This is a genomic window from Chryseobacterium sp. Leaf180, assembly GCF_001424585.1.
Taxonomy (GTDB): Bacteria; Bacteroidota; Bacteroidia; order Flavobacteriales; family Weeksellaceae; genus Chryseobacterium.
The window spans coordinates 198,913-214,076 of the sequence record NZ_LMPJ01000009.1; the positions used below are offsets into that span (position 1 = coordinate 198,913).

15 protein-coding genes are annotated in these 15,164 nt (G+C 41.2%); 9 read left to right on the forward strand and 6 right to left on the reverse strand.

Annotated features, from left to right (window positions below; translation table 11 throughout):
* Nucleotides 1-42: 42 nt before the first annotated feature.
* Together ASG01_RS09965 and ASG01_RS09970 are read right to left on the reverse strand one after the other, a co-directional pair.
* Nucleotides 43-1,443, reverse strand: coding sequence for an OmpP1/FadL family transporter (locus ASG01_RS09965; protein ID WP_055863257.1), 1,401 nt, complete (start codon nt 1,441-1,443; stop codon nt 43-45).
* A gap of 30 nt (nt 1,444-1,473) precedes the next feature.
* Nucleotides 1,474-2,532, reverse strand: coding sequence for a hypothetical protein (locus ASG01_RS09970; RefSeq protein ID WP_055863259.1), 1,059 nt, complete (start codon nt 2,530-2,532; stop codon nt 1,474-1,476).
* Between the two features lie 147 nt (nt 2,533-2,679).
* Between ASG01_RS09970 and proS the strand changes: the two genes are divergently transcribed.
* The 5 genes from proS (at nt 2,680) to dnaJ (ending at nt 8,274) form a co-directional block, all read left to right on the forward strand.
* Nucleotides 2,680-4,155, forward strand: coding sequence for a proline--tRNA ligase (proS, locus tag ASG01_RS09975; RefSeq protein ID WP_055863260.1), 1,476 nt, complete (start codon nt 2,680-2,682; stop codon nt 4,153-4,155).
* A 79-nt stretch (nt 4,156-4,234) separates the two neighbouring features.
* Nucleotides 4,235-5,014 (forward strand): DUF937 domain-containing protein, encoded by a 780-nt coding sequence (locus ASG01_RS09980; protein WP_055863262.1) that lies wholly within the window; start codon nt 4,235-4,237, stop codon nt 5,012-5,014.
* Nucleotides 5,015-5,127: 113 nt separating this feature from the next.
* A complete protein-coding gene (locus ASG01_RS09985; RefSeq protein WP_055863264.1) occupies nt 5,128-6,450 on the forward strand; it encodes an Nramp family divalent metal transporter in 1,323 nt (440 codons plus the stop codon).
* A 105-nt stretch (nt 6,451-6,555) separates the two neighbouring features.
* Nucleotides 6,556-7,092 carry a nucleotide exchange factor GrpE gene (locus ASG01_RS09990; protein WP_055863266.1) on the forward strand — a complete coding sequence of 179 codons (537 nt, stop codon included), beginning with the start codon at nt 6,556-6,558 and terminating at the stop codon, nt 7,090-7,092.
* A gap of 63 nt (nt 7,093-7,155) precedes the next feature.
* Complete coding sequence (gene dnaJ / locus ASG01_RS09995; RefSeq protein ID WP_055863268.1) at nt 7,156-8,274, forward strand: molecular chaperone DnaJ; 1,119 nt, start codon at nt 7,156-7,158, stop codon at nt 8,272-8,274.
* A 68-nt stretch (nt 8,275-8,342) separates the two neighbouring features.
* Here dnaJ and ASG01_RS10000 read toward each other — a convergent pair whose 3' ends face one another.
* Nucleotides 8,343-9,221, reverse strand: coding sequence for a DUF808 domain-containing protein (locus ASG01_RS10000; protein WP_055863270.1), 879 nt, complete (start codon nt 9,219-9,221; stop codon nt 8,343-8,345).
* 44 nt (nt 9,222-9,265) lie between these two features.
* Nucleotides 9,266-10,288: a 3-oxoacyl-ACP synthase III family protein gene (locus tag ASG01_RS10005; protein ID WP_055863273.1), complete on the reverse strand. Its 1,023-nt coding sequence runs from the start codon at nt 10,286-10,288 to the stop codon at nt 9,266-9,268.
* Between the two features lie 71 nt (nt 10,289-10,359).
* Between ASG01_RS10005 and ASG01_RS10010 the strand changes: the two genes are divergently transcribed.
* From ASG01_RS10010 to ASG01_RS10020, 3 genes are all read left to right on the forward strand, one after another.
* A complete protein-coding gene (locus tag ASG01_RS10010; protein ID WP_055863275.1) occupies nt 10,360-11,259 on the forward strand; it encodes a CorA family divalent cation transporter in 900 nt (299 codons plus the stop codon).
* A 31-nt stretch (nt 11,260-11,290) separates the two neighbouring features.
* Nucleotides 11,291-12,877, forward strand: a complete 1,587-nt coding sequence (locus ASG01_RS10015; protein ID WP_055863601.1) for a patatin-like phospholipase family protein — start codon at nt 11,291-11,293, stop codon at nt 12,875-12,877.
* Between the two features lie 126 nt (nt 12,878-13,003).
* Nucleotides 13,004-13,372, forward strand: a complete 369-nt coding sequence (locus tag ASG01_RS10020) for a hypothetical protein (RefSeq protein WP_055863276.1) — start codon at nt 13,004-13,006, stop codon at nt 13,370-13,372.
* Here the strand turns inward: ASG01_RS10020 and ASG01_RS10025 are convergent, their stop codons facing one another.
* Complete coding sequence (locus ASG01_RS10025; protein ID WP_055863603.1) at nt 13,373-13,924, reverse strand: DNA-3-methyladenine glycosylase I; 552 nt, start codon at nt 13,922-13,924, stop codon at nt 13,373-13,375.
* A 141-nt stretch (nt 13,925-14,065) separates the two neighbouring features.
* On the reverse strand, nt 14,066-14,596 hold the full coding sequence (locus ASG01_RS10030) for an NAD(P)H-dependent oxidoreductase (RefSeq protein ID WP_055863278.1): 531 nt from the start codon (nt 14,594-14,596) through the stop codon (nt 14,066-14,068).
* Between the two features lie 90 nt (nt 14,597-14,686).
* Here ASG01_RS10030 and ASG01_RS10035 point away from each other — a divergent pair, with 90 nt between their 5' ends.
* Nucleotides 14,687-15,043, forward strand: coding sequence for a winged helix-turn-helix transcriptional regulator (locus ASG01_RS10035; protein WP_055863280.1), 357 nt, complete (start codon nt 14,687-14,689; stop codon nt 15,041-15,043).
* Nucleotides 15,044-15,164: the final 121 nt, after the last annotated feature.

Consider the following 15,164-nt stretch of genomic DNA (forward strand, 5'->3'; position numbering starts at 1 on the left):
CTTCAAAATAATTTTGAAGCCTTTTCTTTATAAAAAATTTATCTAAAATTTCCAGCCTAAAGTCAGGAAGAAATTATTTCTAACCGTTTTCACATCAGAAACTGCATATGCGTCACTTTCAATAAATGAACTTGGCGAATAATAGGCAGAATCTACACCCGTCGCTCCGTCTATATATCCGAAAAGGAAAGGGTTTGCAAATTTCGAGGTCATGTTCTGATACGATGCATCAATGTAGAAAGATTTGAAATCGTATCCTAAACCAAATGAAACCGTATTTCGGTCACTTAAAATAAGATTGCTATACGATCGGTCTTCAACTCCTCCACCGTTATTGAAAGTGCTTACTGTAAGCGCATCCATAGGATTTGATGCGTAACCGTAACCACCGCGAAGTCGGAACTGTTTCATACGATATTCTGCACCCACTCTAACCTCTTGCATCGAACGCGAATTGTCACTGAAGAAATCATTCAGTTCCCGCTCTGCAGCTCCACGAACGCTATACTTCGGTTTTGTGATACCAATGCTATAATCTACGTTCATCGAAAAGTTTTTGTTCGCCACGTAAGCAGCACTCGCGGTTGCCTTCAAAGGAGAATTAAATCTGCGGCTTTCGGCCGCAAAATCGTCTCCAAACTGTGGATCATTGTAAAAGCTGTAGCTTCTGTCAATCTGCCAAAAAGTCGGCGTCTCAATCGCAGCTCCCAATCTGAAATTTTTATTAAGTTTTCCGATCACACCGAAAGATGCCGAAAAACCTGAAGAAGCTTCATTAAAAGGTGTTCCCTGTTTGCTGTATAAATCTGTATTGCCAGCAGAATTTAAAGCTGCCGTATCTGACTGATCAAATGAGGCATTAAAGAAATTTAAACCAGCACCCAGATACAACGTATTATTATAGTTTGCTCCTACACCGAAACTTGATTTTGTTAAAGATCCGGTACGGTCATACGCATGTCGTGCCAGTGAAGCATTAGTGTTACCCGCAAAGGTGAAGTCTATGTTTGAATTTCCGGGTGTCTCAATATAATTATCAAGAGACTGCGAAGAGAAATTAACACCAAGATTAATAAATTTCCAAGCGCTTTCCGTCATCAGCTGAAAGGTTAAGACTCCGCCTACGTTACTGAGATCTCCTCTTGTATTTCGGTAGCTGTTTGAATCCCCTGCAAGCGTTGATGTATTCTGATAACTCTGAACACCTAAAGTTCCTGAAATTTCACCTGAAATGGCCACACCCAAACCTGCCGGGTTGGTAAGTAAAGAGTTTGCATCTCCACCCAAAGCTCCATTTGAGCCACCCATCGCATTAAATTTTGCAGAACCCTGGAAATTCGAATTAGAATAAACATCTATAGAATTTCTGATCACCGAGACATCCTGAGCCTGTACAAAGTAGGCTGCAGAAATGCTCAGGATTAGTAATGATTTTTTTAACATATTTAAATAAGTTATTAGATTCTTTTGTGATTATCTTCCTCCCCGGAAACCGCCACCGCCGCCGCCGCCGCGCATTCCACCGCCTACAGATCCTCCACCCATAGAACCGCCGCCTCTGAAGCCGCCACCTGAACTTTGGTTATTGAAGCCACCTGATCTCATGCCATCATTTCTAAAACCTTCGTTTCTATATCTTGGCTGAGACTGCTGAGGATAATTGTTATAATTTGGTCTTGTCTGTGGAGCTGAATTTCTAAAACCTCCAGACTGATTTCTAAATCCTCCATTGGTCATTCCACCATTTCTGAAACCACCACTGTTTCTTACAGTTCCTACATTATTTGAGTTTCGGAATCCGCCAGAATTTGAATTTCTGAAACCTAAAGCTGTACCTGAATTTCTGAAGCCAGAATTCATTCCGCCATATCTGCTTACTATGTCTGAGTTTCTGTTGGTAAAACCATTTCCGTTTGCACCGCTTCTTCTGTAGATTGGCGCATAGCCTCCGTAATATCCTGATCCATAATAGCCAACGCCACCGTAATAACCGCCCCAATAAGGATTAAATCCGCCCCAATATGGAGAATACCAGCTATTCCAGCCCAATCCCCAACCTGGACCGTAACCGCCCCAAGCCCAAGGAGAGCCCCAGCCGAATGATGCACCCCAGCCTCCGCCGAAACCTAAGCCCCAACCTCCGCCATAGCCGCCCCATCCCCAAGGAGAACCCCAACCCCACGAGTTATCGTAATAGTTGGTTTCAGCTCCGGCATAGTTTCCGAAATCTGAATCTGTGGCGTTTGACCAGTCATTGTATCTTCTGTCCTGTTCCGCAGCATTCACCTGCGCATTCTGAATAACGTTAGAGTCATCATAGTAATCATAATAATCACCGACTCTGTTTTCCTGCCCCTGAATAATGACACCTTCCGGAAGTGTGTCCTTATTCGGATCGTAATATACTCCGTCGGTCTCGCTGTAGCCGCCCATCTGAGCGCCGCAAGACATCATCAGCAAACCGCCCGCAACAGCCAGAACTCCAGTAGATCTCAGCGATGTGAACAAATTTTTATATATATTTTTTTTCATGATAATGTAAAAATTTTTTATTTAAATTATATTTGCAAATTGTACCAAAATAGTACCAAAAGGTAACACCTGGAAATCGATCAAAAATAGATTTTTATTTTTAGATGACCATAATTAAGAAAAGTTAAAAAAATTAAAAAATTATTAATGGCAAAATTAACCTCAAGAAGCGAAGATTACAGCAAATGGTATAACGAACTCGTAGTGAAAGCCGACCTGGCAGAAAACTCGGGTGTACGCGGATCGATGGTGATAAAACCGTACGGCTATGCGATATGGGAAAAAATGCGCGATGAGATGGACCGCAGATTTAAAGAAACCGGTCACGTGAATGCTTATTTCCCACTTTTTGTACCCAAAAGTCTTTTTGAGGCTGAAGAAAAAAACGCAGAAGGTTTTGCCAAAGAATGCGCTGTGGTAACGCATTACCGACTAAAAAACGACCCGGATAATCCTGGAAAATTAATGGTTGATCCTGAAGCAAAACTTGAGGAAGAACTTATCGTTCGCCCGACTTCGGAAGCAATTATCTGGAGCACTTATAAAAACTGGATTCAGTCTTACCGCGATCTTCCGATTTTGATTAATCAGTGGGCGAATGTGGTGCGCTGGGAAATGCGTACACGATTTTTCCTACGCACGTCAGAATTTCTTTGGCAGGAAGGTCATACTGCTCATGCAACAAAAGATGAAGCCATCGAAGAAGCAGAAAAGATGAACAATGTTTATGCAGATTTTGCTGAGAATTTTATGGCGATGCCCGTAAGAATGGGCTTCAAAACGCCTTCAGAAAGATTTGCCGGTGCAGATGAAACTTACTGTATAGAAGCATTAATGCAGGACGGAAAAGCACTTCAGGCAGGAACTTCACATTTTCTCGGTCAAAATTTCGCTAAAGCTTTTGACGTAAAATTTACCAACCGCGAAGGAAAACAGGAATTTGCCTGGGCCACGTCCTGGGGAACTTCTACGAGACTGATGGGTGCTTTAATCATGACGCATTCAGACGATAACGGTCTGGTTTTGCCGCCAACTTTAGCTCCGATTCAGGTGGTTATCGTTCCAATTTTTAAAGGTGAAGAACAACTGGCACAGATTGGTGAAGTAGCAAAAGATATTCAGGCTAAATTGAAAGCGAAAGGAATTTCGGTGAAATTTGATGATGACACGCATAATAAACCGGGATGGAAATTCGCAGAATACGAATTAAAAGGTGTTCCTGTACGTATGGCAATCGGTCCCAGAGATCTTGAAAACGGCGTTGTGGAAGTTGCAAGACGTGATACTTTAACCAAAGAAACGCGACCGCTGGAAGGTTTAGATTCTTACATCGAAGATCTGCTTAAGACCATTCAGACCGCTATGTATGAGAAAGCTGTGAACTTCCGTGCAGAAAATACGACAAAGGTTGACAGCTATGAAGAATTCAAAAAAGTTTTAGAAGAAAAAGGAGGTTTCCTTTATGCGCACTGGGACGGAACTGCAGAGGAAGAAGAACAGATCAAAGAAGAGACGAAAGCGACCATCAGATGCATTCCGATCGATGATGATGTGGAAGAAGGCGTTTCTCTGATTTCCGGAAAGCCTTCTGCCAGACGCGTTCTTTTCGCAAAAGCATACTAAAAGCCGAAAAACTTCAAATTTTAACAATGGACTGCTTTTTGTTTAGATTTTTTAACAATAATCATAAAATAAAACTGCTATGTCATTAAATGTTATCGACTTAATAAAAGGCCAACTTGGACCGTCTGTGACTGCTAATCTTTCAACCGATTTAGGCGAAAGTGAAGCAGGTATTCAAAAAGCAATTTCAGGTTTACTGCCTGTTGTTTTGGGTGGTATAATCAATCACGCAGACGACCGCGAGGTAACGATGGCGATCAGTAATGCATCAGTAGGAAACGAAACGCTTTCATCGCCGGATTCTGTTACTTCAGGTATTCCTGCTAAGATTTTCGGTGATAAAAGCTCCAGCATTGCATCAACAATTGCTACGTATGCCGGAATCAGCAGCAACAGTGCCGGAACTCTTCTGAGCATGGTAACAACTGCGGCAACTGCAGCTATTGGAAAATACGCAAACGATCAGCAATTAGATCACGACGGAATTTCGCAGGTTTTGAAAGACCAGAAAGATGAAGTAAGCAACCTCATGCCAGCCGGGCTTTCGCTTGCCTCACTTGCAAACAGTGACTGGGCAAAAGGTTACCGTTTTGATGAGCCGAAACAAACGGTTACAAAGCACGATGAGCCGATTGAAGTGACAAGAAGTACAGCCGATAACGGAACATTCCCCGACCGAGAACTGAAAGAAGATAAATCAATCTGGAAATGGCTTTTACCATTACTACTACTTTTAGCAGCCGCCTATTTTGTATACACAAAATACACTAAAAAAGAAACGACAGTAACGACAACGGTAGTCGATTCTACAGGAGTGATACAAGATACAACAGTGATTATGAATTCGCCAGCGAGATAGTTCTTGAAATAAATATAATATAAATCCCGGAAAAATTCCCGGGATTTTTTTTGATCACACTTCAATTATTTTAATTAAATTTGTTAGCCTTACCTAACAATATACTGCACAAAATGAAAAACGCCTGGCGTAAAGAAAAAACATCCCATTCCCTTCCTGAGGTTTTCTCCTCGATATCAATACCGAAGTCATCCGGATTTTGGCGTAAATATTTAGCATTTGCCGGTCCGGGATTAATGATTGCAGTCGGATACATGGATCCCGGAAACTGGGCGACAGACATTGCCGGTGGTGCACAATTTGGCTATACACTGCTTTCGGTTATTCTCATATCAAATATTTTCGCGATGGTTTTGCAGCATCTTTCGCTAAAACTGGGCGTTGTCGCAGAGCGTGATCTGGCACAGGCTTGCAGAGATCATTTTAAACCGACGACCAATTTTATTCTCTGGATCTTTTGTGAAATAGCCATTGCCGCCTGCGATCTGGCGGAAGTTATCGGCTCTGCAATTGCTTTAAATCTGCTTTTCGGTATTCCGCTTACCTGGGGAATTGTAATTACCACGATTGATGTATTGTTTATTTTACTGCTTCAGGCAAAAGGCTTCCGGTGGATAGAAAGTATTGTTGGCGGATTGATTTTAATTATTTTGATCTGTTTCGGCTATGAAATTATTATTTCCAAACCGGAAATCAACGCGGTTTTGGGAGGTTTAATTCCGCAAAAGGAAATCATTACCAATCCTGCCATGCTCTACATCGGGATCGGCATTTTGGGCGCAACAGTGATGCCTCACAATCTGTATCTCCACAGCAGCATTGTACAGACAAGAGATTACAGCCGCGACAGAGAAGGAAAAAAAGAGGCGATCAAATTTGCCACAATCGACAGTACCGTATCGCTGCTGCTCGCATTTTTTATCAATGCAGCGATTCTCATTCTTGCCGCGGCGACTTTTCATACGTCCGGAAATCATGATGTTGCCGATATTAATGACGCCTACAAGATGCTGACGCCGATTCTCGGGGCATCCATGGCGAGCATCGTTTTTGCAATTGCGCTTTTAGCATCAGGACAAAATTCTACATTAACAGGAACCCTTGCCGGACAAATCGTAATGGAAGGTTTTTTAAATATCAGACTGAAACCATGGCTCCGAAGACTGATTACCCGACTTATTGCAGTAATTCCCGCGTTGATCGTGACTATCATTTATGGCGAAAAAGGAACTACCGATCTCCTTGTTTTAAGCCAGGTGATTCTTTCGATGCAGTTGAGTTTTGCTGTGGTCCCGTTGGTGATTTTCACGAATGACAAACACAAAATGGGGGAATTTGTGAACAAACCCTTTTTAAAAATAGTAGTTTGGGTAATTTCTGTGGTGATTATTGTTTTAAATCTTTACCTTTTATTCCAGACTTTCTTCGGGAAATAATTTGGAGTTTAAAATTTAAATAAAAAAAGCGCAATTCTGCCTAAATGTCAGAGTTGCGCTTTTGGCAATATGTTTGTGAAACAGATCATTAAAAGTTATTGAAATATGGAAAATCAGGAGATCAACGAAGAAAACATCAATACAAACGAAGAAGCAAACCTTAACAGCGATTCTCAGCCTCAGGAAAATATGACAGAAAAGCCGTCTGCAGAAGAACTTTTGGCAGAGGAAAAAGACCGTTACATCAGACTGTACGCAGAATTTGAAAATTATAAAAAGAGAACTTCAAAAGAAAAAATGGAGTTTTTCAGCTATGCAAATCAGGAAATGATGGTATCTATGCTCGGTGTTCTTGATGATTTTGAACGTGCTTTGAAAGAGATCGCTAAAAACGGCAGCGAAGCTGATCTTCAGGGCGTTGAACTGATCTATCAGAAATTTAAAAATAAACTGACCGAAAAAGGTTTAAAACCAATGGAAGTGAGAGCAGGTGATGCTTTTAACGTAGATTATCATGAAGCGATAACGCAGATTCCTTCCCCTTCTGCCGATCTTAAAGGTAAAATCGTTGATGTCATCGAAACCGGATATACATTGGGCGACAAAGTGATTCGTTTTGCTAAAGTGGTAACTGGTAACTAAAATAGAAGTAATGAGTAATTGGTTAAAACACCGGTTACTCATTTCTAATTTACATATAAAAACATGTCAAAAAGAGACTATTACGAGGTTCTTGAAGTAAGTAAATCTGCAAGTGCCGACGAGATAAAAAAAGCCTACCGAAAGATGGCGATCAAATTTCATCCGGATAAAAATCCTGGTGATAAAGAAGCCGAAAACAACTTTAAAGAAGCTGCAGAAGCCTACGAAGTATTGAGTGACGACAACAAACGTGCACGTTACGATCAGTTTGGCCATGCCGGAATGAGCGGAAATGGCGGTTTTGGTGGCGGCGGTTTTGGTGGCGGCATGAACATGGAAGATATCTTCAGCCAGTTTGGTGATATTTTTGGTGGCGGCGGTTTCGGAGGATTTGGCGGCGGCGGCGGCCGTCAGCAGGTGAAAGGTTCTAATCTAAGAATCAGAATCAAGCTGAATCTTGAGGAAATGGTGAACGGAACGACCAAAACGCTGAAGGTAAAACGCATGAAAATGGCGGAAGGCGCGACTTCAAAAACATGCCCTACGTGTAACGGAGCCGGCGTACAGATGAAGGTGATGAATACAATGTTTGGCCAGATGCAGACGCAGACTACTTGCGGAACCTGTCAGGGTGTCGGTAAAGTTGCTGATAAAATTCCTGCAGGAGCCAATGCTCAGGGTTTGATTAAAGACGAAGAAGAAATTTCGATCAACATTCCGGAAGGTGCGAGAGACGGAATTCAGTTAAGCGTGAGAGGCAAAGGTAATGACGCTCCTTTTGGCGGTATTCCCGGCGATCTGTTGGTGATTATTGAAGAAGAAATTGATAAAACCATCAAACGTGAAGGCGACAATCTTCATCAGGAGCTGTATGTTTCTTTTGCTGAAGCCGCATTAGGAACGAAAAAAGAAATTCCTACCGTTGGCGGTAAAGTAAAAATCACCGTTGATCCTGGAACGCAGTCGGGAAAGATTTTAAGACTGAGCGGAAAAGGTTTGCCAAGTATTGACAGCTACGGAAAAGGCGATATGTTTATTCATATCAATGTCTGGACCCCGCAAAATCTTACCAAAGAACAAAAAGATTTCTTCGAAAAACAGATGGCCAATGGCGAAATGGAAGCCGAGCCATCCGGTAAAGAGAAGACTTTTTTCGATAAAGTGAAAGATTTATTTAACTAGATATATTGTGTCTGTCACAATAAAACCTGCCTCTTTCGGGGCAGGTTTTTTATGTTTAAATGTTGATGCTATTTCTTGATTAAGCGGTACAGCTTAAAGATTCCACCAAAAATAATCAAACCCACGATTCCACCCGCTAGACCGAAAATTGCTTTTCTGAGTATTTCAGACAAATCGGGTAAAATATGGTGCATATACTCAATACGGTGTGCGAAAATCTCTCCTGCAACCAAAATTAAAGCAACTGTCCCGATCACACCGAGTGACTTAATAATGTAAGGCAAAGCGGCAATCAGGAAATGACCGATTTTTGCGGCAAAACCTTTGTCGTTTGTTTTTTTAATCAATTTAAAACCGGCATCATCCATGCGGACAATCAAAGCCACAATGCCGTAAACACCGACTGTCGCCAGAAACGCCACGAGAGAAACCGTGATAATCTGTGTGGTAAGCGGATGCTTTTGTTCTAAAACAGTTCCTAAAGCAATAATTACAATTTCAACAGAAAGAATAAAATCCGTCGTGATCGCAGATTTTACTTTTGTTTTTTCAGCCGTTTCTTTGTCGGCTTCAGAGATTGTTTCTTCCACAACTTCGTGACCTTCTTTCTTTTTGTGAAAAAGAAATTCAATAATTTTTTCTACTCCTTCATAGGCAAGGTACAAACCACCGACAATCAGAACATAATTAATTGCAGGCGGATACAGCCAATTTAACAAAAATACTACCGGTAAAATAATCAGTTTGTTGATGAATGAACCTTTGGTGATTGCCCATAAAACCGGCAGTTCACGTGATGCCAGAAAACCTGTGGCTTTCTCTGCGTTCACCGCCAGATCGTCGCCAAGAATTCCTGCCGTTTTTTTGGTAGCAAGTTTTGCCGTGACAGCTACATCATCCATTAAAGCTGCAATATCATCTAATATCGCAAAAAAGCCTGAAGCCATAGTTTATCTTTTCGTTTTAAAGTTTATTAATTTTAAGCTGAATTTTAATATTCAAATAAGACACTTCCCCAGGTAAATCCGCTGCCAAAAGCGGAGAGTAAAACCAGATCGCCGCGTTTTATTTTGCCTAATTCAATCGCTTCACACAAAGCAATTGGGATAGACGCTGCAGTTGTGTTTCCGTATTTCTGAATATTGTTGTGAATTTTATCATCCGGCAAACCGAATTTCTGCTGCACAAACTGCGCGATTCTCAAATTTGCCTGATGCGGAATGAAAAGATCAAGATCTTCAATGGTTTTTCCGGCTTTGTCTAAAGCTTCCTGCATGGTTTCAGGAAATCTGGTTACGGCATTTTTAAATACGAAATTTCCGTTCATAATCGGATAAACTTCCTTGTTGGTCACATTTTCCGGCTCTTTTCTCATGCGGTCGCTCCAGCCGTATTTTGATCCCGGAAACTGCGTACACAGTTCATCCGCAAATTTTCCTTCAGAGTGCATATTTACCGCTAAGACATCGCCCACATTATCATCAATCGTCGCCGAAAGAATCATTGCGCCTGCCCCATCACCGAAAATTACAGAAACTCCACGACCTTCATCCGAAAAATCAAGCCCGAAAGAATGTACTTCTGCACCTACAACGAGAATATTTTTATAGGTTCCGGATTTAATAAAAGCATTGGCCACGCTCATCGCATAAATAAAACCCGAACACTGATTTCTTACATCCAGCGCACCGATCGTTCCACAACCCAGCATATCCTGCAAAAGCACGCCACAGCCTGGAAAATAATAATCGGGAGACAGGGTGGCAAAAATAATATAGTCGATATCTTTCGCGGTCAGTCCGGCATTTTCAAGCGCTTTTTCTGAAGCTTTAAAACCGAGATATGCAGTGGTTTCTTCAGAATCATTCCTGTTAGCGCGGTGTCGGCGTTCTTTGATGCCAGTGCGCTCAGTGATCCATTCGTCGTTGGTATTCATACGCTGCGCGAGATCGTCGTTGGTCACCACATGATCCGGAACGTGAAATCCCATACCCTTAATTATACTTTTTATCATGGCCTAATTTTGATTTTTGTAAAGATAAATTATTTACATCCATACATTTAAATTTACAGTAAATTTACTCTATGCCAATTGAGACGATATACCGCGATTCGCAATGCGAATGGATTGATGTGGAAGCGCCCACACCCGAAGATATGAAGTATCTGCATGAGAGATATACTATAAACAATCTGCTTCTGGATGATACCCTTGATCCAAATCATTTGCCAAAATATGAAGAAGACGGAAACGTGCGGTTTTTCTTACTCCGCGAAAGCACCGAACTGGAGCGTAAAAACTTAAATTCTATCAGCGACATCAGCACCAAAATCGGAATTTTTCTACAGGACAGTACGATTATTACCGTTCACCGCATGAAAGCAAAAAGCATTTCTGAAACCAAAAAAAAGCTTCAGATTTCGCAACAGGAAACAACAACCGGAAAAATTGCTTTAAAAATCGCGCTTGTTATTATTAAAAGTTTTGATGATGAAGCGATAAGTCTATTTGAAACGATGGATAACATTGAGAATGAAATTTTCCTTAAAAACACTAACCATACCAACCAAATCCGCAGGCTGTATAAGCTGAAAAGGAAATCCGGACTGAACTTCCGAGTGATGAATATTTCGAATGAAGCGATTGATAAGTTTAAACTTTTAGATCTGAACGATGCCGAAATTGCCGATCTGAAGGACAAACAGAAAGACGTAGTCGCCGATTTTGATCACATGAATATCCAAATTACCAACCTTATCTCGATGTTTCTGGCGCTTTCTGACCAGAAGGCGAATCAGGTGATGAAAGTTCTGGCGATCTACTCGGTCTATTTTTTACCGATCACTTTTATCGCGGGAGTTTACGGGATGAACTTCGACAATATGCCCGAACTTCACCACAAAAACGGTTACTTTTTCACACTTGGGCTGATGGCAATCGTAGTGATCTGCACGTTTATATATGCACGGAGAAAACAGTGGTAGAATACCGGGAAAACTAAAAAAACACAAAACCATGAAACCGCAGGAACTTGAGAAAATTTTAAATGATCCTTCCCTTTCCGCACAGTCGAAAGACAAGCTGAGTGCGCTGTACACCAATATTTCAGCGAAAGAATTTTCAGATCTGCTCGATCCGCAGGGAAACCAATATGTCGAATTTGTGCAGGAAGGCGGCGGCGTCTGGGGAAGTGCGCTTGTCGGATATCTCTATGCGCTGGAAATCTTCGGAATCCGTTTTCTGAAAGTGGCAGGAACTAGCGCCGGAGCCATCAATACAATGCTGATTGCAGCGTGCAAAACGAAAGAGGAAGCCAAAAGCGAAACCATAAAAGACATTCTTTTCAACTGGGATTTCTCTGATTTTATGGACGGTAAACCGTATGTGCGCACCACCATTCACTCCATGCTGAACAATAAAAATTTTCTTAAAATCAACGGAATTTTTTCGGCCGTCATCCTGCTGATTCTTGTAGCTGTTCCATTTATTATCGAAACCGAAAGATCATGGCAGGCAAAACTCTGGTTTTTACTTCCCATTATTCCGCTCGCAATTCTTTTTTTTATCATCAGAAAATTGTACGGTGATTTTACCAAAAGCAACAGCGGCCTCAATCCTGGAAATGAATTTCTGAAGCAAATGAGCGACGTGATGGCAGGTTTCGGCATCAAAACCGTGTCAGATCTGAACGAAAGATTTGTGCAGAAAGAAAAAGAGATGAATCTGAATTACCGCTACGGAAACGACAGTGAATTTTACAATCTTGCGTTGGCGGGCATCCGGGAAATCCGTGAAAATAACTTAGAACATATCGACGAAACGCGCTACAGAATTTTTTATGAAAGCGCTCAAAACAACGATTATTACCGCAATAATCCTTTTTACGCGCTAAAAACAGAATACGTCGTCATCACCACCGATATCAATGCAAAAATAAAAGTGCAGCTGCCTACCATGGCCAATCTGTATTGGTCTGAAGAAGAACTGAAAAAAATAAGTCCGGCTGAGTTTGTACGTGCTTCGATGTCGGTACCTTTTTTCTTCGAACCGATGCAGAAGCTCATCAATAAAGAAGACAGCTCGGTGCAGTATGCCTGGAAGTTCTGGATGAATATGAAAAAAGAAGATATTTATCCTGTCGGGATTTTCATCGACGGCGGAAGTCTTTCCAATTTCCCGATCGATCTTTTCCACATGAATGATATTTTTTACCCGCGGCTTCCGCTCTTTGGTGTGCAGCTGACAAGTGATGACGAAATTAAAAGTGAAAAAGGAAAAACAAGCGCAGAGATTATGAAATCACCGCTTACTTTTGTTGGAAATATTATCGGAACTTTACGCGGTTTCAACGACAAATCTTTTCTTACGAAATACGCTTTTTATAATAATTTCAGCATCAAAACTGTGAATTGCGGCACCAGCAACTGGCTTAATTTCTTTATGAAAAAAGAGGAAAAAGAACAGCTTTTTAACGCCGGATTTGTCGCGGCACTCGATTTCCTCAACGGTTTCGACTGGAGTAAATACAAATGCGAACGTATGATGGTGGCAATGAAAGAGAAAAAAATTCTGAAGGAAGCGGATACGCCGACGGTGGGGTGAGTTGCGTTAGTGAGTTGGAGTGTTGGAGAGTTTGAGAGTTTGAGGGTTTTAGCGGAAATTGAGAAATTATTAATCTGTTTTTAAATTAAATAAAAGTATCTTAGAATAAGAATTTTAATTGCAATCATGCCCACAAAAATAGACCTCCGTCCAGAATTAAAACTTACTGCATCCGAAAACATTTCGCCTGCTGAAAATTTTCAGAACAAAACATTGAGACCAATTCTGAAACTGCAGAATGATCTTTTTATTGCCTATTTCCGGGAGTATGTGCAGAGCCACAAGAAGGCTTTTGAATCGCTGAAACCCGAGAAGAAATTGCAGCTTATTACCCAAAGTCTTCAGAATGATCTCGTGCTGAAAAACACCTTTATCGGGATGACCATCGGAATGTTTACCGAAGAGGAAATGACTGAATTTCTCGCTGACCGCAAGGTTTTCAGTAAAAGAATCGTAACGATACTTATTGAGCGGCTGAGAAGTCAGCTGGCGTAATTATTCCTGCATCCACAGCGGATTTTGCAGGAGCACTTTGGCTTGAACGGAACAGTTTTCGTCGTGTGCGCCTTTCAGAAAACCGATGCTCATCAGAAATTCATTCACGATCTCGCCGCCGGTAAATTTGAAGGTTTTCTTGAAGAGCTTCATCCATTCCTGTAAAGTTTTGGGATGATGATGCACGAGCCATTTTTCAAACGAACCAAACGCTTCCTGCAATTCAAGAATTATTTTTGCATTTTCAATCGCAGCGTTTACTTTCAGTTTATTTCTGATGATTCCGGGATCGTTTAACAGCCTTTCGCGGTCGGTTTCGTTGTAGGCAGCGACTTTTTTAATATTAAATTGATCATATGCTTTCCTGAAACCTTCTTCTTTTTTAAGGATCGTTTCCCAGCTGAGCCCAGCCTGATTGATTTCCATAATGAGCCGTCCAAAAAGCTCGTTATCATCATGAATCGGAAAGCCATAATGATTGTCGTGGTATTTTTTGTGAAGGGCTTTGCGGCTTTCGGGCTGCATATTTTCGATGACGGTGCAGTAACTCATGGTTTTATTTAAAACAAAGATAAGATTTACAGCTTTTTTTCGGAATGAGATTTTTATTTTTCCTATTACAAGATTCATTTTAAAAAAAAGCCGTCGCAGTCTAGTCCTGCAACGGCTTTATGTTGTTCAACATTCAAGAGTTTAAAAATTTTCAATAAAATCTAAATACATCGGAATACTTTCGTCAACGCGCTCAGCAGAAATATCATGATCCAATCCGTCAAAAACAAAAAACCTGCGGTAATCGGCTTTTACATATTCAAAACTCAACTCATAAGGTCTCGTAAGTTCATCCATCGTGTATTTGTAGGTGCCGCCGCAAGAATATTCTTCGAGTTTTACACCTACTGAAATCGCCAGTGCTATCTTTTTACCGCTCATTTTGAAACCGCTTTTACTGCCGTATGCCCAACCATGCGTGAGCACTTCATCCATCCATTTTTTCAGCATCGAAGGGACATTAAACCAGTAAAAAGGAAACTGAAAAACAATACGGTCGTACTGCTCGACGAGTTTCTGCTCTTTTTCGACATCTATTTTTTCGTCCGGATATTCGCGGTACAATTCATGAACGCAGAATTTTTCGGGATAACGTTTCAGTTCTTCCGTCCATCTTTTGTTGATGACAGAATCCTGCATATTCGGGTGTGTAATGATGATCAGTGTCTTCATATTTTAAAATTTTATTCTTCAAAAATACCGGCTTCAGATGAGATTTAATATATTAGCAACCCATTGTCTGGTACTATAAATAATGTAAGTATGACCAAAATAAAAGAAACCTCAACCAATTTTGCCAACAGAAAAGCGCTTACCGAAGAGTGCCCGGAGCTCTACGCCTCCAACCTGCTCGGCGGACAGTGGTCTCTGGCGATCTGCAGTTACTTAATGATCGGCAAGATGCGTTTTGGCGAATTAAAGAAAAGCCTCGGCAACATTACTGACCGAATGCTCACGCTGCAGCTGAAGAAACTCGAGCAAAATAAAATCGTGACAAGAACAGTCTATCCCGAAGTGCCACCGTGTGTGGAATACGAACTCTCTGAGATTGGCTATAAACTGAAGCCTGTAATTGAGGAACTGGATAAATGGGGAACGATGCACAAAGAAAGTGTCTGAAACCAGTCATTTTTGTCAGATTACGTGTCTTTCAAATAAAATTTAATCCCGAATTACAGCAACTTTTAGCTCATCCAACTTTGTTGTGCCCTGAAAAACGATACACCAAAGCCAACCTGTA

Coding starts and splice junctions, on each gene's coding strand:
- ASG01_RS09965 (WP_055863257.1), bottom strand. CDS start 1,443: ATGTTAAAAAAATCATTACTAATCCTGAGCATTTCTGCAGCCTACTTT.
- ASG01_RS09970 (WP_055863259.1), bottom strand. CDS start 2,532: ATGAAAAAAAATATATATAAAAATTTGTTCACATCGCTGAGATCTACT.
- proS (WP_055863260.1), top strand. CDS start 2,680: ATGGCAAAATTAACCTCAAGAAGCGAAGATTACAGCAAATGGTATAAC.
- ASG01_RS09980 (WP_055863262.1), top strand. CDS start 4,235: ATGTCATTAAATGTTATCGACTTAATAAAAGGCCAACTTGGACCGTCT.
- ASG01_RS09985 (WP_055863264.1), top strand. CDS start 5,128: ATGAAAAACGCCTGGCGTAAAGAAAAAACATCCCATTCCCTTCCTGAG.
- ASG01_RS09990 (WP_055863266.1), top strand. CDS start 6,556: ATGGAAAATCAGGAGATCAACGAAGAAAACATCAATACAAACGAAGAA.
- dnaJ (WP_055863268.1), top strand. CDS start 7,156: ATGTCAAAAAGAGACTATTACGAGGTTCTTGAAGTAAGTAAATCTGCA.
- ASG01_RS10000 (WP_055863270.1), bottom strand. CDS start 9,221: ATGGCTTCAGGCTTTTTTGCGATATTAGATGATATTGCAGCTTTAATG.
- ASG01_RS10005 (WP_055863273.1), bottom strand. CDS start 10,288: ATGATAAAAAGTATAATTAAGGGTATGGGATTTCACGTTCCGGATCAT.
- ASG01_RS10010 (WP_055863275.1), top strand. CDS start 10,360: ATGCCAATTGAGACGATATACCGCGATTCGCAATGCGAATGGATTGAT.
- ASG01_RS10015 (WP_055863601.1), top strand. CDS start 11,291: ATGAAACCGCAGGAACTTGAGAAAATTTTAAATGATCCTTCCCTTTCC.
- ASG01_RS10020 (WP_055863276.1), top strand. CDS start 13,004: ATGCCCACAAAAATAGACCTCCGTCCAGAATTAAAACTTACTGCATCC.
- ASG01_RS10025 (WP_055863603.1), bottom strand. CDS start 13,924: ATGAGTTACTGCACCGTCATCGAAAATATGCAGCCCGAAAGCCGCAAA.
- ASG01_RS10030 (WP_055863278.1), bottom strand. CDS start 14,596: ATGAAGACACTGATCATCATTACACACCCGAATATGCAGGATTCTGTC.
- ASG01_RS10035 (WP_055863280.1), top strand. CDS start 14,687: ATGACCAAAATAAAAGAAACCTCAACCAATTTTGCCAACAGAAAAGCG.